The sequence below is a fragment of the Psychrobacter sp. P11F6 genome (assembly GCF_001435295.1).
In the GTDB taxonomy this organism is placed as follows: domain Bacteria; phylum Pseudomonadota; class Gammaproteobacteria; order Pseudomonadales; family Moraxellaceae; genus Psychrobacter.
In genome coordinates this window covers 1,673,607-1,692,214 of sequence record NZ_CM003594.1, presented here as the reverse complement: position 1 = coordinate 1,692,214, position 18,608 = coordinate 1,673,607, and the positions used below count along the sequence as shown (strand labels likewise).

Annotated in this window: 17 protein-coding genes; 2 read left to right on the top strand and 15 right to left on the bottom strand. The window is 42.5% G+C overall.

The window, feature by feature from the left end; translation table 11 throughout:
• Nucleotides 1–133: 133 nt before the first annotated feature.
• From AK822_RS06960 to AK822_RS06940, 5 genes are all read right to left on the bottom strand, one after another.
• Complete coding sequence (locus tag AK822_RS06960; protein WP_060491073.1) at nt 134–367, bottom strand: hypothetical protein; 234 nt, start codon at nt 365–367, stop codon at nt 134–136.
• 281 nt (nt 368–648) lie between these two features.
• Nucleotides 649–966 carry a hypothetical protein gene (locus AK822_RS06955; RefSeq protein ID WP_060491072.1) on the bottom strand — a complete coding sequence of 106 codons (318 nt, stop codon included), beginning with the start codon at nt 964–966 and terminating at the stop codon, nt 649–651.
• A 48-nt stretch (nt 967–1,014) separates the two neighbouring features.
• Nucleotides 1,015–1,626, bottom strand: coding sequence for a DUF1543 domain-containing protein (locus AK822_RS06950; protein ID WP_060491071.1), 612 nt, complete (start codon nt 1,624–1,626; stop codon nt 1,015–1,017).
• A gap of 91 nt (nt 1,627–1,717) precedes the next feature.
• A complete protein-coding gene (locus tag AK822_RS06945; RefSeq protein WP_060491070.1) occupies nt 1,718–2,518 on the bottom strand; it encodes a metallophosphoesterase family protein in 801 nt (266 codons plus the stop codon).
• A gap of 147 nt (nt 2,519–2,665) precedes the next feature.
• On the bottom strand, nt 2,666–4,087 hold the full coding sequence (locus AK822_RS06940) for an SLC13 family permease (protein WP_060491069.1): 1,422 nt from the start codon (nt 4,085–4,087) through the stop codon (nt 2,666–2,668).
• A gap of 531 nt (nt 4,088–4,618) precedes the next feature.
• Here AK822_RS06940 and AK822_RS15000 point away from each other — a divergent pair.
• Nucleotides 4,619–4,777, top strand: coding sequence for a hypothetical protein (locus AK822_RS15000; protein WP_167541670.1), 159 nt, complete (start codon nt 4,619–4,621; stop codon nt 4,775–4,777).
• A gap of 48 nt (nt 4,778–4,825) precedes the next feature.
• On the opposite strand, the gene AK822_RS06935 is transcribed toward AK822_RS15000, so the two are convergent.
• Together AK822_RS06935 and AK822_RS06930 are read right to left on the bottom strand one after the other, a co-directional pair.
• The gene (locus AK822_RS06935) at nt 4,826–5,521 is read right to left on the bottom strand and encodes a YoaK family protein (protein WP_060491068.1); all 696 of its coding nucleotides are present in this window, start codon (nt 5,519–5,521) and stop codon (nt 4,826–4,828) included.
• A gap of 110 nt (nt 5,522–5,631) precedes the next feature.
• A complete protein-coding gene (locus AK822_RS06930) occupies nt 5,632–6,438 on the bottom strand; it encodes an enoyl-ACP reductase FabI (RefSeq protein ID WP_060491067.1) in 807 nt (268 codons plus the stop codon).
• Between the two features lie 353 nt (nt 6,439–6,791).
• On the opposite strand from AK822_RS06930, the gene folE reads away from it, so the two are divergent.
• Nucleotides 6,792–7,388 (top strand): GTP cyclohydrolase I FolE, encoded by a 597-nt coding sequence (gene folE, locus AK822_RS06925; RefSeq protein WP_228139076.1) that lies wholly within the window; start codon nt 6,792–6,794, stop codon nt 7,386–7,388.
• Between the two features lie 129 nt (nt 7,389–7,517).
• Here folE and msrB read toward each other — a convergent pair whose 3' ends face one another.
• From msrB to serC, 8 genes are all read right to left on the bottom strand, one after another.
• A complete protein-coding gene (gene msrB / locus AK822_RS06920; protein WP_060491065.1) occupies nt 7,518–8,723 on the bottom strand; it encodes a peptide-methionine (R)-S-oxide reductase MsrB in 1,206 nt (401 codons plus the stop codon).
• A 250-nt stretch (nt 8,724–8,973) separates the two neighbouring features.
• The gene (locus tag AK822_RS06915; RefSeq protein WP_060491064.1) at nt 8,974–10,278 is read right to left on the bottom strand and encodes an iron-containing alcohol dehydrogenase; all 1,305 of its coding nucleotides are present in this window, start codon (nt 10,276–10,278) and stop codon (nt 8,974–8,976) included.
• Between the two features lie 222 nt (nt 10,279–10,500).
• Nucleotides 10,501–12,201, bottom strand: coding sequence for an ABC transporter ATP-binding protein (locus tag AK822_RS06910; RefSeq protein ID WP_087945696.1), 1,701 nt, complete (start codon nt 12,199–12,201; stop codon nt 10,501–10,503).
• Nucleotides 12,202–12,232: 31 nt separating this feature from the next.
• Nucleotides 12,233–13,264: an ABC transporter permease gene (locus AK822_RS06905; RefSeq protein WP_205628078.1), complete on the bottom strand. Its 1,032-nt coding sequence runs from the start codon at nt 13,262–13,264 to the stop codon at nt 12,233–12,235.
• Between the two features lie 62 nt (nt 13,265–13,326).
• The gene (locus AK822_RS06900) at nt 13,327–14,394 is read right to left on the bottom strand and encodes a microcin C ABC transporter permease YejB (RefSeq protein ID WP_060491063.1); all 1,068 of its coding nucleotides are present in this window, start codon (nt 14,392–14,394) and stop codon (nt 13,327–13,329) included.
• A gap of 90 nt (nt 14,395–14,484) precedes the next feature.
• Entirely contained in the window at nt 14,485–15,264 is a 780-nt protein-coding gene (gloB, locus tag AK822_RS06895; RefSeq protein WP_060491062.1) for a hydroxyacylglutathione hydrolase, read from the bottom strand.
• Between the two features lie 104 nt (nt 15,265–15,368).
• On the bottom strand, nt 15,369–17,213 hold the full coding sequence (locus tag AK822_RS06890; RefSeq protein WP_060491061.1) for an extracellular solute-binding protein: 1,845 nt from the start codon (nt 17,211–17,213) through the stop codon (nt 15,369–15,371).
• A gap of 250 nt (nt 17,214–17,463) precedes the next feature.
• Entirely contained in the window at nt 17,464–18,573 is a 1,110-nt protein-coding gene (gene serC / locus AK822_RS06885; protein WP_060491060.1) for a 3-phosphoserine/phosphohydroxythreonine transaminase, read from the bottom strand.
• Nucleotides 18,574–18,608 lie beyond the last annotated feature (35 nt).

Genomic DNA, 18,608 nt, shown 5'->3' with positions numbered 1-18,608 from the left:
TATCTGAGGTTTTCTTAGAAGTATTCGGCATATTTACTTAGGCTATTTATTGTTTGGAAGTGGTTAGATTATGAGGGTAATTTGGGCGTGATTCAAGGTAGTTATAGTGTTTGCTTGGCAACTATGCAGGCTATTACCTATTTGCAAAACGCTCAGTCAAAATATTTCTAAGCTCATTAGTCATAGGCTTAAATTTAAAATGTTCTGGCTCCATCTGAGCAATCAAAGCATACTGATCATTTTCAATCGAGTTATTCTCGCAAGAAAAATGATTCATCTCCTGACCAGTAATGGCATTAATAATATAAAAAGAGGTATCGCTATCTTCAAACTGTGTCAGCTCATAGTAATTATTCGGATCCCGCATAACGAGATTAGTACCATTAGAAAGAGTCGTATAATAGGTATCCTCAGTCGCTTGCTACGCCTCTAATCTTAAAGGATTACCTTGCTTGGGTGGCAAAATAATACTTGAGCATATAACCAATATCGCTATTAATCACATCCAAACGTAAATGATCACCCTTTTCTGTGATGCATTGATAGATCATAAAAGATTCGTAAATTCGTGGTTCAGTAGTGACATTTTATAAAATTTTTCAAACCTGCCAGCCCTATTTTATTTTTGTGAATAAATTATTTGTAAGCTCAAACGCTGCTTGTATAAATAATCTGTTGACGAATGGCAGCCCCCGTAAAGAAATTCTGCAACTTTTGCAATGGCAGCCTAGGAAAAGGCAGATGCAGCGAAAGTATTAACCTCTCAAACGCTACCATTTCATCAGCTAATGCTTGTGCGACATCAGGTTGAATCTGCGGATTTTCATACACATTATCAATCAACCAAGTGAGTTTTGGAAACTTAGCATTATCATGAATCTGATAAAGGGTCGGTAATAGCTCATCAGAGAGTTGGCAACGCGATTTGCGAATCATTCCATTTTTATAGTACATATTTAAAGCCATATTAGGGTGTGTCCTTAATTAAATGATGAGACTAAAGATGAAATGAATTTAAAATAACTTCCTTAAATTCTTGATACTTAAATAACCAACATACTTTTTATCTTCATCAGCATTTGCAAGTTCGTGACTATTATGAATCGTAGGCTCAATTAAAATCTGTATGTTTGAGACAAGGTCGTTCACGTCGTATATATCATCGATATCTACCTCGAATTTATCATCAATGTGCGATGCGGCATTAAAAGGTGAGTCTTTATCTTTAAAAGTAAATTCTTTATAAAATGTACTTTGTTTGGCTTGTTTAATAGCCTCTGCTTGAGTAGCAGCGACGATAAGCAGTTTATGATGAAACTCTTCAAAGCTCCCCCCCCCTGATAACCACCTAAATTGATAAAAAAACAGCTTTAAAGCATGCTCATTATCTATCTTTTCAGCTAATTCAACTTCAAGCGACTCAATTAATTTGACACTATAATTATCAACTTTAGTAATAGCGCGATACGAGTCAATATGCCATTTGTTGTTGACTTCAGGCCAGTGGTGATTGATATCGTCTACCAGCTCGCGCACCTGATTGGCCACACCAAAGAAAATATCATGCTGCTCAATCAAACGACCTTTGGGGCGACCACCAAGCTGTACCATAAAGAGTGTTGGCATTTTACGACGTCCTTATTTAAGATATAAAACTCATCGTTATTCTAATTAATGTTACCAGCTTGCTCTAAAAATACGTTGGCAACTTCTACATTTATAACACCCGCCCTGTTCTCAGTGCAAACGCCCAGTCTTCACGACCGTTCATTGAAGCCAATTTAGCCGCAGCCTCATAATCATAAGGCACCTTGATATGCTCAGTTTGCCAGTATTTACCCTGTTCAGTATCAACACATTTAATAAGCGCGTAACTGGCATGGGGCGAATAGGTTTGCATCTTGTGCAAAACAGGCAAGTCATCTTCATAGGCAGGGTAACCCACGCTACCTGTATTGATGATTATCTGACCTGTCGATAGCGTGACTGTACGTGGAATATGAGTATGACCACATATAATCACTGAACTGCCAATACCGTTAAGCTGTGCCAAAATGTCTAGATTATCACGTAAGGTTGGCTGACCCGTCTCGATATTTTCTAACAAATATACCATGTCATCGGTTGGTGACCCATGGCACAGATAAACATCTTCACTCAGATGACAATCAAATGGCAAATTCTGTAGCCAATTAACCGCTGCTTTAGGCAAGTCCTCTATGATAAAATCCATGGTTGCGTTGTTGCCAATCTCCACCGTTGTCGTTTCATAAATCTGTCTATCCTGATTACCTCGAATAGTAATGATATCGTTCTGCTGTGCCATTAAGAGCGCATAGGTATCTTTGGGGGCTATCGGTCCGTATAAAATATCACCCAGATTAACAATTTGCTCAATATTACGTTGCTTAATATCAGTCAGCACGGCTTCAAGCGCGAAGACATTACTATGAATGTCGGAAATAGCCGCGATAGTATTTAATTGCTTGTTATTAGAGTTGGAGTTAAAGTGCGCCATCTTATTTATTTTCCTAACAAATCACTATGTTATACATCGACTAACCGTAAAAAGGAACAGAAAAGAGAAAAGAGAAACAAAAAACCCAATGGCTCGTGATCATTGAGACATTGGGTTTCATAAATTATGATTAATGTGATTGCTAAACTATATTAAGAAGAAATAAGCCCACAATCCGACGACAAAGGTAGCAATGATATTAAGAATGACACCCGTACGGATCATTTCGCTCTGTTTAATCAACCCCGTACCAAAGACAATCGCATTTGGCGGTGTCGCAACTGGTAGCATAAAGGCACAAGATGCGCCAATACCGATGACTAATACCAGCACTTCGTGAGGTAAACCCATCTGCTCTGCAATGGCAGCAAATACGGGAACCAGCAGTGCAGCAGAGGCGGTATTAGAAGCAAACTCCGTCAAGAAAATAATAAATGCTGATACCGCAATCATCACCACGATAAGCGGTGCAGAAGACAAGGCATTAGCGACCGTCTCCCCTAGCACCAAGGACGCACCTGACACTTTCAGAATCGTCGACAGGGCAATACCACCACCGAACAGCATGAGTACACCCCAATCTGTATTATCAGACACTTGCTTCCACGATACCAAACCTAAGCTGACCACAGCGGCAGCAGCTGATAAGGCAATAACTGCGTCAGTATCTGTAATATCAAGCGCAGCCCCAATCTTTTTGGAGAAAATCCAGCTCAATGCGGTGACAATGAAGACGATAATCGTCACTACGCGAGGTTTATTCCATACAATAGGCTCATCTTCAACCAGTACAATTTTACGATTCAGGTTGGGCTTCAAAAACACATACATCGCGCCTAACAATAGCGGCAATAATACCAGCATCATCGGCACACCAAACTTCATCCAGTCCACAAAAGCAATATTGAGCGCCTTTGCAGCGATAGCATTTGGCGGCGAACCAACGATCGTACCTAAACCACCAAGGCTTGCTGAGTAAGCGATACCTAATAGTACAAATACAAAAGTACCTCGGTCTTTTTCACGGTCAACTTGCGTTAAAATACCCAGTGCTAATGGCAACATCATCGCCGCCGTCGCAGTATTCGATATCCACATCGACAAAAATGCGGTCACGCCAAATATCAAAAATACTGCCGTGCTTAATTTGCCACCTGACATCGATAAAATCTTCAGGGCAATTTTTTTATCCAATTGCTGCACATGCAAGGCTGCCGCTAAAGCAAAACCACCAAAAAACAAATAAATGGTCGGATTGGCAAAGCTTTGTAAGCCTATTTCGGCATCGAATTCTGGTATACCAACTAAGGCACCAACCACGACTACCAATAGTGCCGTAATCGTGACGTGCAACGCTTCCGTTAGCCACAATACGCCGATGAAGAACAATAAGGCAAGACCCTTATTGGCGTTGATATCGAATGGTAATACATTATAAATAATCATACTGATAACTGCCGCAATAGCGACCACTATCAACCCTTTACCAGTACCCTTTGGAAAGGTATCGGTAAATAAATACTCATTGCCATCATCAGGAAGATGGCTATCTAGTTTTTGCTCTGACATAAAATGTCCTTATTTTCCCAAAGACAGTGTAAAAAGACGCTAAAATAAAAACGCATGTTAGCGATTGACGGCTATTCAACCAGCAACCACAAAAAATACGCCGTTATCATAACAGATATATAACAAAAAGCTGATGCAACAAAGCCTTTATAAAAAAGCCCTTATAAAATTTGCAATAAATATGGTTATTTCACAGGTAAAGAATTACTTTAATGCGTTTTAGGAAATGTACCTTAAAACGGTACTTTATAGAGATGACATTTATCTCATGAGTTTTTTATTTTTGAACCGAACGCTAAGAGTGAGTGAGAGCAACTTATAACCAAGTAATTGCTTTTAATTAGACAGCAAACCTTGTGATGTGTGGTTACACATCGTCACTAAACAAGCGTACACTTAGTATGTACAAGCGTATGGTGCTATCTCATACTAAATAAGTCAAAACAAATTTCTAATACCAGTAATAGCTTAACAACTATTTTTTATTAGTATTTATATCGAAAAATGAATAACAATAAATAGGAGCACTTTATGACAGATGCAAATAAAACAGACTCAACCACTAAAATGGCACCAAGAGATATCAATCAAGACGGTTTGGCTAAAAAAGACCAGCAGCGTACCGATGACTCTGCACTCGATATGATGCAGGGCATGCATGAACATGAAGACCATGAAGGTGAGAAGTAAACCAACGTTTTATGATTACACAAGCCAAAACACGAAAGGTGCTTATCATTATGATGAGCGCCTTTCGTGTTTTGGCTCTCTTTTTTCTGGCAGGCGATCTGAGACATAGTTATATATAAATGCTGCCGTCAAGACGATAGCAATGGGTACAAATAGCGCTTCATAGCCAACCTTGGCGAATAAAAATGCTCCAACGGCGCTGCCACCGCAAAAGCAATACCAAATAATGGCTTGAAACCCTAATGTCGGTTTGCTAATCGATCGGCCCGCCAACCAGTTGCCAATCGCTGCGCCCATATCTGATGTCAAACCTGTCAAATGGGTGGTACGAATAACCGCACCGCTATAAGTCGCTACCATGGCATTCTGTAATCCGCATGCCATTGCCGCTGCCAACTGTCCTAAATAATCATGCTGCTGATACAACCAGTAGCTGGCCATTAACAGTGCCGCCTCGATATATAGCGCACTACCATAGCGCCTACCTAACTTTAATGATGTCTGCCCAATTACATAACCACTCAGTATCGCACCTGCCAAAAAAGACAATAGTAGCGCACCGATATACAAGATACTACGCACATCCAAGTAAGCAATAGCCGCTGCAAATAAGCTTACGTTGCCAGTGACATGAGAAACCGATAGATTGGTAAACCCCATTAACGCAGCAGTGTTAACACAGCCAGCACTGAATGCCAGTACTGCCCCGCCCCACAATATCCACTTTGGTAATTTGGTTATCATATTCGCCGCCTAATGGCTTATCACCAAAAAGCATCTATTATAACCAAAAAAGGCAACCGATTGGCTGCCTTCCTGATGTATAAAACCCTATAACCGACTATTGAAGTGGGTTATTTCGGCTCATCAAGCATCATTAACTGCTCACTGATAGCTACAGTATTAAAACCTGCGTCAACAAACATAATCTCGCCGGTAATACCAGATGCCCAAGGTGATAGCAAGAAAAGCGCCGCATTACCGACTTCGGTTTGTGTGATATTACGTTGTAGCGGCGCGATTTTTTCGCTGATATCGAGCATTTTACGGAATGATTTGATGCCACTGGCAGCAAGCGTGCGAATAGGACCTGCTGAGATCGCATTGACACGAATGCCTTCACCGCCCATCGAAGTAGCCAAATAGCGAACACTGGCTTCGAGGCTGGCCTTTGCCATACCCATGACGTTGTAGTTTGGCAATACCGAGATACTACCTTCATATGTTAATGTCAGCATCGAACCATGACGCATGGCCAATAAAGCACGAGCTTCTTTGGCTAATGCCACAAAACTATAGCTTGAGATATCATGGGCAATTTGACTGCCTTCACGGGTCGTCGCCTTAACAAAATCGCCATCAAGCTGATCCATCGGCGCAAAGCCAATCGCATGTACCACACCATCGATTCCATCACCCCAATGGGCAGTGACTTGCTCAAAGCAAGCAGCGATAGACTCATCAGACGCCACATCACACTCAAGTACCAAATCTGCTTCGAATTTCTCCGCTGCCATATCGACACGCTTTTTGATCTTATCATTAGGATAAGTGAGAATTAATGAGGCACCTTCACGGTGCAGTGCCTCAGCGATAGCCCAAGCGATAGACAGTTTGCTCGCAATGCCTGTCACGACAAATCGTTGTCCTTGTAGTAGCATAATATTTCCTTTTGGGTCGATCAAAATTGTTTAATCATATTAAGTTATTTAGAGTGATTAGATACGATGAATATCACAGCGTAAAAAGTACAAATTATAAAATAAGTCATTATACACGAATTAATTTAAGTAAACAGTCGTAAACTGTATTCCCTTATAATGTCGTCTAATATTGATTAAACGCCCAACTGCTCGCCACAGCAGTATGAAGTTAAGGAGATTTCAAGTATAATCACAGCCCTTCCCAGCTTGCACAATTTTTATAAAAATCCTTTACAACAGTTATTTATAACTGTTCGTAATTAGGGATTTAGCGTTAAGCTACACCCACATTTTGGATGGCTGCCAAACTTATGAGTAACACCCCAACAATAGCATCAGATTACCAAGAAAGCGTTGAGTCTTATCGTCAACTGATTCTCTCAACTGGCGAGGACTTACAGCGTCCCGGTCTTGAAGAGACGCCGATGCGTGCCGCAAAAGCTTTTGCACATTTAACCCAAGGTTATCATCAAAGCTTGGATGAAGTCGTCAACGACGCCCTGTTTCCATCGAGCAATCGCGAGCTGGTATTGGTACAAAATATTGAATTTTATTCATTGTGCGAACATCATATGCTGCCTTTTCATGGTATCGCTCATGTAGGCTATTTACCCAATGGTCAAGTACTGGGCTTATCAAAATTTGCCCGTATCGTCGACATGTTCGCCCGTCGCTTACAAGTTCAAGAAAATTTAAGCGAACAAGTGGCACAAACTATCATGGATGTCACTGGCTGTCGCGGCGTAGCAGTAGTGATGGATGCAGCACATATGTGTATGATGATGCGTGGCGTAAATAAACAGCACTCCACCACACGTACAACATCGATGTTGGGTGAGTACGTACATGACAATCAAGCGCGCAATGAGTTTTTGAGTGCGATCCCTAGACGTCAGCCTGCATTCTAACGCTTCAAATAACAATAGATAATAAAAAAGGATACTTAAGTATCCTTTTTTAATGCGTACCTTTCAATATAGCTATCATTAATAATTAGCAATCAACCATTAATTGCAATATAACGAGGCTTAACTAACCTAGCTTACTTCAGCAATCCAATTGCCATAACCTTCTGCTTCCATCTGCGCCAGTGGAATAAAACGCATTGCCGCTGAATTCATACAGTAGCGCTTGCCTGTCGGTGCTGGACCATCATCAAACACATGACCGACGTGTGAGTCTGCATAGCGGCTACGAATCTCGGTACGGCTTCCGAATATCCCTCGGTCTTCCTTCTCAACGACCATATCTGTGCTCAATGGACGGGTAAAGCTTGGCCAGCCAGTGCCAGATTTGTATTGGTCACGAGAGGAATATAGTGGCTCCCCCGATATCACATCGACATACAGCCCAGGCGCTTTATTATCCCAATATTCATTATCAAAAGCGCGTTCGGTGCCGTCTTTTTGAGTGACTTTATATTGAATATCACTTAGCGACTGCTTTAGCTCATCCTGTGCAGGCTTCACAAAGGTATCTGGATTAAATCCTGTGCTAGCTTTAGTAGCTGACGCATTGTTTGATGTTGCTTGTACGCTATCTGCCGCCGTAGGTTTAAACTGGCTAAAATCCAGCTCGTAGTCTTTACCATAGACACTTTCGATAAATTGATAGCGCCCGGAATTAAAGGTATAAGCCTTATAGCGGATTGGGTTTTTCTTATAATAATCTTGATGATACTCTTCAGCAGGGTAAAACTTGCTAGCAGCAACAATTTCAATCACAACTGGTTTGCTATAGATACCAGAGTCTTGCAGTGATTGCTTAGCAGCTTCCGCTATGTGCTTTTCTTGTGCATTATTATAAAAAATAGCGGGACGATACTGAGTACCACGATCTACAAACTGACCTTTGTCATCGGTAGGATCCCCAATTCGCCATAATGCTTGAACGATACCATTATAGGTGATTTTCGTCGGGTCATAATAGACTCGGGCCGCTTCAGTATGCCCTGTGCCGCCTGCTGATACAGTGCTATAAGTTGGATTGGTCGATTGACCGCCGGTATAGCCAGAGACCACTTCTACAACGCCAGGTATTTTTTCATAACCCGCTTCCACGCACCAAAAACAACCGCCAGCGACCGTAGCGACTGCGAGATTTGGATCCGTTGGCGCATAAGGATTATCGATGGCAGTATTTTTCACAGCGGGCGTATTTTCGGTGGCAGCACAGCCAACGAAAACCATACTGATGGCTGCTACAGCCATCGTAATAGCGCCCGTCTTTAATTTATGATTCATCGATACCTCCTAAAAGTAATATAATATAACCATGATAACTCTTTGACCTCACTAAACTACACCTATATTGTTATAAACATTTAACAGTAATTAGATATTATTTAATATAATTAAACAGTAAAATCCTGAATTATACACAATTATCTTAATAAGATAAGTTTGCTACAAAGTATTATTATTAAAAAAAGAGCACATTACGGACAGCGTAGTGTGCTCTTTTATATTATATCAATATAGCTTAGTTATTCTTTTATTTTGCAGCAGAACGCTCATCACTGGCTTGCTGAATTTTGGTTAAAATAGCCTTGATTTCAGACGCTGATAGATAAGTCGGTACAGCATAAGTATCACTGACTTCTTTTGCTGCTGCTTTAGCAATTTTATCAAAATCACTGCTTTGCATGCCTTTCACCGTTGGATCGATATTCAAGGTGGCAATCAGTTCGCGTACTTGCGCGATGAGGTGGTCGGCAATCTCAGCATCACTCTTACTAGCTTGTCCTGATTTTACCATACCAGTCTTGCGAGCCAACTCTGCCAGTCTTTTTTTACTTCCTTGACGATTGACATCAAGCACATACGGCAGCACGATGGCATTGGCACGACCGTGAGGAATACTATAGTGCGCGCCTAACTGGTGAGCGATAGCATGAACGTAACCAAGACCCGCTTTATTAAAGGCGATACCGCCGTAATGAGCGGCAATACCCATTGCTTCTCTGGCTTTAAGATTGCCGCCATCTTTATAAACCAGCGGTAGGTTTTGCATCACAGATTTGACCGCAGAAGCCGCATAATAGTCGGTCTCGACGCTGGCATTGGCACTCATCCAAGCTTCAAGCGCGTGCGTTAAAACATCGATACCCGTATCCGCTGTGATATGAGCAGGCATGCCTTTCATAATAACAGGGTCAATAGCCGCTGCTAATGGCACCATTCTTGGGTCAATAGACAGCGCTTTTTGATGTGTTTTATCGTCTGATACTACTGCACCAAGGGTTGCTTCTGAACCTGTGCCAGCCGTGGTAGGAATACAATAGAGCGGCATAGAAGGCTTCCTGGCTTTAAGAATGCCGATAAGCTGTTGCGGCTTGCAGCTATTGCCTTGTGACATCGCAATCATCTTAGCCGCATCAATGACCGAACCACCACCGATGGCAATAATCGAATCGCACTTAGCATCGATAGATTTGCGCAGTCCCTCTTCGACAACTTTAAAAGTAGGGTCTGGGGTAATGCCGTCATAAACGGTATAGCTGATATTTTTGCTATCTAGATAATCAGTCACTTTGGCTGGGATACCTAGCTTATTAAGCACGGCATCAGTGACGATAAATACATTGGTGCTGCCTTCGTTGATGGCCATATCACATAGCTCTTCACAAGAGCTCTCACCAACAAATAGCATTGGTCTTCTAATTGGAACAACATAAGCGAACGCTTTTAAGACTTTAGCGCGTGTTTTAGCAACGGCTAAATAACCAACATTCTGCAATCCATTAGTATTTACTAACTTGTTATTTACTAATTTAGCAATACTATTTTGTTTTTTCATGAGTAAAAATCCTTTTTAATGAGGGTAATAATAGCGATGACAATCCTTTAAAGCAGCAATTTAAACGGCTCTTTAACTAACAATTAAACAAATTTAAGCCTCTAACTAAAGTGAACGTCTGTTTAACTTATTGTATCACTGCTATTTTTAGGATATCGCAATTAGTATGAACTGCCATGTTCTGCTTATTTGACCCTATCTGCTTAACTCTTTTTGGCTAAACTAAATCATACTCGCCTGCAGCAACTGCTGCGCATAGGGATGCTGTGGGCTATTAAAAACATCTTCAGTACGTCCAGACTCAATACATATGCCATCTTTAAGCACCATAACTTGCTGACATAAGGCGCGCACCACTTTTAAGTCATGACTAATAAACACATAACTGATTTGTAGTTTCTGTTGAATTTCACGTAGTAAATTAACGACGGTCACCTGCGTGGTACTATCAAGCGCGGACGTCGGCTCATCCAGTATCAATAGACTCGGCTGCATAATGAGTGCGCGAGCAAGTGCTACCCGTTGACGTTGACCACCTGATAGCTCATGCGGATAGCGATGCGAAAACTCAGCTGGCAGATGCACGGTAGTAAGGCTATCCATCACCGCCTGCTGCCGTGCTGCCTTATCAACGCCTTGTACGAGCAATCCTTCTTCAATGATTTGCATCACCGTCATACGTGGATTGATACTGGCAAATGGGTCTTGAAATACCATTTGAATTTGCGAGCGAAACTGACGTAGCTCACCCTTGGACAATACTGAAATATCTTGTCCATTAACCATTATCTCGCCACCCACACGCGCTTGATTGCTAAGTAATTGACTTAACGCAAGCGCTATCGTGGTTTTTCCAGAGCCTGACTCACCTACAATGCCTAACGCCCACCCTTTCTGTAGCGTCATATCAACATTTTTTACCGCATCAAACCAGCGCTTAGTACCACCAAACAGACTTTTTTCAATGGGAAACTGTACTTGTAAATTGCTGACTTGCAATACGGTTGATTGCTGAATTTTATCATCATTAGAGAAGTTCAGTGCTTGGCCAAAGTCTTGTTTGATTAGCGAGCGGGTATATTCGGCTTTAGGCTGATTGAACACACTTATGGTTTGCCCTTGCTCAATCGTTTGGCCTTGGCGCATCACGATGACATCATCACTGTAGCGCCTGACCAGATTGAGGTCATGGCTAATAAGAACCATCGCCATATTATGCTGACGCTTAAGATCATCTAATAGAGCGAGAATCTCATGTTGGAGAGTCACATCAAGCGCGGTGGTCGGCTCATCAGCGATTAAAATATCAGGCTGCTGTGCCAATGCCATGGCAATCATCACTCGCTGACGTTGACCACCTGATAGCTCATGCGGATAGCGGTTCAGCTTATCAATCGGATTGGTAATATTGACATCATTTAGTAAATCGATTGTTTGACTTTGCCAGTGTTTCTTGGGCACACCAACTAGACGTAGTGATTCAGCAATTTGTTTGCCGACCGTATGTAGTGGATTGAGCGCTGTCATTGGTTCTTGAAACACCATGCCGATGCGCTGTCCGCGAATAGAGCGCAGCGCAGCGTTACGTGCCTTAGCACTAACATTAACATTGGTATTGGCTATCGGTAACACAGTCAACCCTGCTGACCCTGCTAGCTTCACCTCACCGCTAACGGTCAAACTGTCTGGCAATAAGCCTAATAGCGCGAGACTTGCAATGGATTTGCCAGAGCCCGATTCACCAACGATAGCAAGGGTTTGTCCTTGCCTAAGCGCATAAGACAGATTATCAACTAACGTTAAGCCAGTATTGGTAACAATGCTCAGCTTATCCACGGTCAGCATCAGCTTATTTTGGTTATTGCTATGACTATCATTTAAATGGGCATTGTGCTCAGTAACACTTTGCTCAGTAGTCGTCATATTAGTCGTTATCACATCATCAGTTGTCATATCAGGAGCGCCTCGGATCAAACGCATCACGCAGCGCTTCGCCAACGAAAATCAGCAATGATAAAATAAAGGTCAAACTAAAAAACCCAGATAGCGCAAGCCATGGCGCATCGAGATTATTTTTCCCTTGTACCATCAGCTCACCGAGCGACGGTGATCCAGGTGGCAAGCCATAACCCAAGAAATCTAACGCTGTCAAAGCGATAATATTAGCTGTCAATATAAATGGCAGCTGCGATAAGCTTGAAGCTAGAGCATTGGGTAAGATATGTCTCAGCATAATTTGGCTATCCGCAACCCCTAGATTACGGGCGGCACGTACATAGTCAAAGTTACGCGCGCGCAAAAACTCTGCCCGCACCAAACCGACCAAGCCCATCCAGCCAAATAACAACATCATGGCAAATAGCATGGTGATACTGGGGCTGAATAAGCTGACCAAAATAATAATCATAAACAGCTGCGGCATACCGCCCCATACTTCCATGAAGCGCTGTCCTGCCAAATCCACCCAACCACCGTAATAGCCTTGTATCGCACCGACGATAATACCAATCACTGCCCCAGCAAGTGTTAATGCTAAACCAAAAAGTAACGACACCCGCATGCCATAAAGTATCCGCGCCAACACGTCGCGGCCTAAGTCATCAGTACCAAGCCAGTTCTGGCTATTGGGCGCTGCTGGATATGGGATACCTAGCTCAACATTAGGTGTCTGATCGGCAAATGGAATCGGCGGCATAATGTAAAAACCCTGCTCATTAATCAGCGTCTGTACCGCAGGGTCTTTATAATTGGCTTCAGTCTCAAACACCCCACCAAAAGCCGTTTCAGGATAGGCTTTTAGAACAGGAAAGTAATAATCGCCTTGATACTGCACCAGTAGCGGCTTGTCATTGGCAATCACATTGGCTGCCATACAAATGACGAATATCAGCGCAAAAATGAATAATGATACGACGCCTAGACGATTACGGCGAAAGCGGTTGAGGCGTGCCTGCCAGATAGGATTTAGGCGACGTTTTTTTGGCATAGAGACAGGAGATGCAGATGAAGGCGTTGAAGGTAACGGATGATTTGATATTTTATCTGACATTATCGCCCCTCAAAATCAATACGAGGATCAATCAAGTGATAACTCAAATCACTGATTAACTGTAATAACAGTCCGACCAAGGTAAAAATAAACAATGTACCAAATATCACCGGATAATCGCGCTGCTGAATGGCTTCAAAACCTAACAACCCCAAACCATCAAGTTTAAAAATAATCTCGATTAAGAAGTTTCCGGCAAAGAAAATGCCAACGATAGCCGCTGGAATACCTGCAATAATAATCAGCATGGCATTACGAAACACATGTCCGTATAGCACTTGACGCTCAGCCAAGCCTTTGGCACGAGCAGTAAGCACATATTGCTTACCCAGCTCTTCTAAAAAGCTAAACTTGGTCAAATAAGTCAAGCCCGCAAAACCACCAACCGTACTTGCTAGCAGCGGTAGCGCCAAATGCCAAAAGTAATCTTTGATTTTGCCCAGCGCGCTTAATTGATCAAAATTCTCAGAGGTCAAGCCTTGCAGTGGAAAGATATTCCAGTAGCTACCACCTGCAAAAAACACCAGTAATATAACGGCAAATACGAAAACGGGTATTGCATGCCCGATAGCCAGTAGCATGGCAGTAACTTTATCAATCCCCGAGCCATGATGCATGGCTTTATAGATACCTAGTGGAATCGCTATCATATAAATCAGCAGCGTGCTCCAGAGCCCAAGCGAGATAGAAACGGGTAATTTCTCGATAATCAAATCCGTTACCGACTGCCCTTTAAAAAAAGACTCGCCAAAATCTAGCTGAGCGTAATTCTTTAACATGAGCCAAAAGCGCTCAGGTGCCGATTTATCAAAGCCGTATTGGGCATTAATCGCTGCAACCATTTCCTCAGATAAGCCACGCGTACCTTGATAGGTACTGTTATTTCCCGCACTACCCGCGCCAATATTACCGCCAAGTGCATTGTCTTTTGCACCTTGCTCGATAAGCGCCAGCTGCTGCTCGACAGGACCACCAGGCGCTGCTTGTACAATCACAAAGTTTGCGAGCAATATCAAAAAAAGCGTCGGTAATATCAGCAGTAACCTTTTTAAGATATAACGACCCATAACGGTGGCTTCCTAAGATAATAAATATGACGGCAGAAATAATACGCAGCTAATAACTATCAAAACGTCAGTCGAAGTGCCCATTATGGTTTAAAAGCTATTTTTAAGCTCACGTAACGCAGCAAATACAGCCAAAGATTTATCATCATCGATAGTTGCTTTAGACTTCACCCCTGCTATCACACTCGGCTCTTGCGTCCGTAAAAACACATTGACTGCGCGCTCATGTTCTAGAGAGACTGGCAACGTCGGAATACCTTGGGCGGTTTTTTCTTCTGCTTGAACCAGAGTTTGCTGCATTGCTTCATTAGTAGGTTCAATAGATAGTCCAAAGCGCAGATTACTGGCGGTATATTCATGCGCAGGATATAGCAGCGTCTCAGCTGGCAAACCATTTAAACGCTTAAAGCTGTTGTGTAATTGCTCAATCGTCCCAGTAAATACCCGTCCGCATCCAGCACTAAATAAAGTATCGCCACAAAAGCAATGTTTAAGCCCGTCAATATCTAATATATAAGCCACGTGGCTAGCAGTATGACCGGACACATCCCATACTTGTGCTGCACAGCCCCACGCACTGACGGTACTACCATCTTTGATGGTTTGATCTTCATCAACATTATGCTCAGTATGCGCAACCAGATGCGTCATCGGATAAGACTCTTGCAGTTCTGCGACACCGCCGATATGGTCATGATGATGATGAGTCGTCCAGATAGACGTCAGCTCTAATTTATTTTCTTCCAAATAACTCATGACAGGCTCAGCTTGACCAGGATCAATAACGATCGCCTGTTTATTATTTTCATTAATCAATGTCCAAATATAATTGTCATTGAACGCTTTGATTGGGTGAATGCGAATAGTCATATTAAATCCTTACCAGTAGTTATCTTTATTGCTGATGTCTTTTATTGATTTTTTAAACGAAATAAAATTTTAAGATGCAGCGTTATTTCATGTATTGTTCTAAATCATTGCTTCAAGTATTGGTTAATACGTGCTTCTGCTTCTTTGTCCGTCCACCAGTAGTCAATACCGATGGCATTAGAGGGCAGTTTTTCAGTATGACGGTATTGATCCCAATAGGCGACATTGGTCGCTGATTTGCCGTATAAAGGCACTAAATAATGACCAGCACGTAGTAGACGATCGAGCACCTGAGTATATAATATAGTATCGTCGCGAGTTTTAGCATTACCAAGCTGCTCTATCACCGCGTCAATCTCTGGGTTTTTGATGCCGATAGTATTTCTATTACCCGCTTGGTCAGCCGCTGAGCTACCCCAAAAGCCAACTTGTTCCGCACCAGGGGATAAACTCTGAGCAAATTTATCAACTATCATGTCGTAGTCAAAACGGCGTACCCGCTCGTAATATTGTGGTCCGTCGACTTGACGTAACGTGGCATCAAATCCTAAGCGCTTTAGATTTCGAATATATGGCAGCAGCACCCGACCCATAGTATCGCCCATCATTAAAACCTCAATATGAGCAAGTTGTCCATTGGGCTGATATAGCTTCATATCGTTATAATAAAATCCAGCATCTAGCAACAGCTGCCGCGCTTCTAGTAACTCTTTACGGTTAAAGCCACTACCGTCACTGGTCGGCAATTGCCACTCCATTAATACGGCTTGACGTTGCAGCGGTTCAAGCTTAGGTAATAAAGGCGTAAGCACCTGCATCTCTTCAGCAGATGGCACCCCTGTTGCGGCAAGCTCGGAGCCATGAAAGAAACTTTGTAAGCGTTCATACTGCCCATGAAACAAGGTCTTATTCATCCACTCAAAGTCGTAAGCCTTGCTCAGTGCTTGGCGAACGCGAATATCTTGAAAGATGGGACGTCGCATATTCATGACCAGACCTTGCATTGGTACTGGGTTTTCGCTGCTTATGGTTTCTTGATTGATAAGACCTGCCTTGACTGCAGGGAAGTTATAACCCGTTGCCCAGTTCGACGCTTTATTCTCAGGGCGAAAACGATATTGACCAGACTTAAAACCTTCAAAGGCAATCTCATCGCTTTGATAATATACAAACTTAATCATATCAAAGTTATAACGACCGCGATTGACCATCAAATCACGACCCCAATAATTGGGATCACGTACATAGCTGACCGAGCGCCCTGCATCGACACGTCCTAACTTATAAGGTCCACTGCCCATCAATGGCGTCAAGGTTATTTTTTCAAAATCAGTATCGATAGAGGACTTAGCAAAAATAGGAAACTGTCCGACGGTTAATAAAATCTCTTTATTGTCAGCAGAGGCAAAGATAAACTTCACTTGTTGGTCATTAATAATCTGAATGTCTTTAATATCACCCAAATAGCTGCGAATATACATTGGCCCTTTATTTAACAGCGCATCATAAGTCGCTTTGACGTCACTACTGGTGACTGGCGTGCCATCCCAAAAGCGCGCAGCAGGATTAATATAATAGATAATCCAACTGGTGTCATCAGGATCATAAGTTACTTTGGTTGCCAGCTGCGGATACATGGTAAAGGCTTCATTTAATGAGCCAGTCATCAAGGTATCATATAGATAATCGGTGCCAACCATCGCCACACCTGTGGTCATCCACTTGTTGGCCGCGTTAAAAGTACCACGCGCCTCAAGTGATAATGTACCGCCTGTCGGTGCCTTTGGGTTGGCATAAGGCATAAACGGCGCATTAATATACTCAGTGGTACTATTATGACCAAGCGCAGTAGTGGTGATTGGCGCCGCGATACTAACTGGTATCCAGCTCGCCATTGCTCCTAATGTTGCCACTAACAAGATGACTTTTAGCATGGTATTTTTTATCATAATAAAGTTATAACAAACCCTTGTGCTAGCCCAATGAATATGATGAAATTTTACTTAAGTGCTACCATATAATTGAAAAGAGTGAGTGCTGCAGAATTTTATCATAACAAACTTAGGTTTTTTAACCTAATGGTTTGCAGCGTTAGAGTTGCTACATGATGCATCATTTATCTTAAAAGAATACTGACGCGTATAAAAAAAGACGCAGCTTATAAAAGTTGCGTCTTTTATTTTAAAGTCTATCCATAATTTATGCGTGTTTTTTCTCAAACGCAATCATAAAGTCAACCAACTGCTGCACCCAATCTAATGACACTGCATTGTAAATGCTGGCACGCATACCGCCCACATCGCGGTGACCTTTTAGATTCATCAAGCCTGCCGCTTCCGACTCTTCTAAGAATACTTTATCAAGGCTGCTGTCGGCTAAGGTAAAAGGCACATTCATGATAGAGCGATATTTGGGGTCAACTGGGTTGCTATAAAAACTGCTATCATCAATTGTTTTATAGAGTAAATCGGCTTTTTGTTGGTTGATTTTGCCGATAGCAGCAACGCCGCCCTGCTCTTCTAACCAATCAAAGACTAGCCCTGCTAAATACCAAGAATATGTCGCTGGTGTGTTTGACATTGATTCTTTTTCAGCTTGATGCTCATAGTTCATCAGCAGTGGGCACCATTCACTCGCTTGACCTAATAGGTCTTCACGGATAATCACGATAATCAGACCTGCTGGCCCGATATTTTTTTGCGCGCCCGCGTAAATCATGCCAAATTTAGACACGTCGATTGGCTGTGACAAAATGCAAGAAGACATATCGACGACAATCGGCGCATCGACTTGTGGCGGCTCAAATATTTGCAAACCATGAATGGTTTCGTTGGCACAGTAATGAAAATAAGCGGCATCTTTGCTAATATTCCACTCGCTCTCGGCTGGTACATCAGTAAAGTTACTGTCTTTACCGGTTGCAACTTCGTTAACTTCACCAAGACCCAGTTTGGCATAGCGCTGTGCTTCTTTGACCGCTTTACCAGACCATGCACCCGTCGTTAGATAGTCTGCGCGCCCACCATTTAGCAGGTTTAATGGAATCGCTGAAAACTGTAAGCTAGCGCCACCTTGTAAAAACAGCACTTTATAGTTATCTGGAATCTCCATCAATGAGCGCAATTTGGCTTCGGCTTTTTCGGTAATCGCGATGTATTCTTTACTACGGTGACTCACTTCCATGACCGACATGCCGCGTCCCTGCCAATCAAGCAACTCTTCTTGAGCGCGTGATAATACGGCCGTCGGTATAGTAGCAGGTCCCGCTGAAAAATTGGGTACGCGGTTAGGAGCGGCTTTAGTGGTCATAATCAATATCCTAAATATGATGAAGTCATCGTGGT

Coding starts and splice junctions, on each gene's coding strand:
- AK822_RS06910 (WP_087945696.1), bottom strand. CDS start 12,201: ATGACGACTACTGAGCAAAGTGTTACTGAGCACAATGCCCATTTAAAT.
- AK822_RS06900 (WP_060491063.1), bottom strand. CDS start 14,394: ATGGGTCGTTATATCTTAAAAAGGTTACTGCTGATATTACCGACGCTT.
- serC (WP_060491060.1), bottom strand. CDS start 18,573: ATGACCACTAAAGCCGCTCCTAACCGCGTACCCAATTTTTCAGCGGGA.
- AK822_RS06960 (WP_060491073.1), bottom strand. CDS start 367: ATGCGGGATCCGAATAATTACTATGAGCTGACACAGTTTGAAGATAGC.
- AK822_RS06930 (WP_060491067.1), bottom strand. CDS start 6,438: ATGCTACTACAAGGACAACGATTTGTCGTGACAGGCATTGCGAGCAAA.
- gloB (WP_060491062.1), bottom strand. CDS start 15,264: ATGACTATTCGCATTCACCCAATCAAAGCGTTCAATGACAATTATATT.
- AK822_RS06915 (WP_060491064.1), bottom strand. CDS start 10,278: ATGAAAAAACAAAATAGTATTGCTAAATTAGTAAATAACAAGTTAGTA.
- AK822_RS06935 (WP_060491068.1), bottom strand. CDS start 5,521: ATGATAACCAAATTACCAAAGTGGATATTGTGGGGCGGGGCAGTACTG.
- folE (WP_228139076.1), top strand. CDS start 6,792: ATGAGTAACACCCCAACAATAGCATCAGATTACCAAGAAAGCGTTGAG.
- AK822_RS06940 (WP_060491069.1), bottom strand. CDS start 4,087: ATGTCAGAGCAAAAACTAGATAGCCATCTTCCTGATGATGGCAATGAG.
- AK822_RS06950 (WP_060491071.1), bottom strand. CDS start 1,626: ATGCCAACACTCTTTATGGTACAGCTTGGTGGTCGCCCCAAAGGTCGT.
- AK822_RS06955 (WP_060491072.1), bottom strand. CDS start 966: ATGGCTTTAAATATGTACTATAAAAATGGAATGATTCGCAAATCGCGT.
- AK822_RS06905 (WP_205628078.1), bottom strand. CDS start 13,264: ATGCCAAAAAAACGTCGCCTAAATCCTATCTGGCAGGCACGCCTCAAC.
- AK822_RS15000 (WP_167541670.1), top strand. CDS start 4,619: ATGACAGATGCAAATAAAACAGACTCAACCACTAAAATGGCACCAAGA.
- msrB (WP_060491065.1), bottom strand. CDS start 8,723: ATGAATCATAAATTAAAGACGGGCGCTATTACGATGGCTGTAGCAGCC.
- AK822_RS06890 (WP_060491061.1), bottom strand. CDS start 17,213: ATGATAAAAAATACCATGCTAAAAGTCATCTTGTTAGTGGCAACATTA.
- AK822_RS06945 (WP_060491070.1), bottom strand. CDS start 2,518: ATGGCGCACTTTAACTCCAACTCTAATAACAAGCAATTAAATACTATC.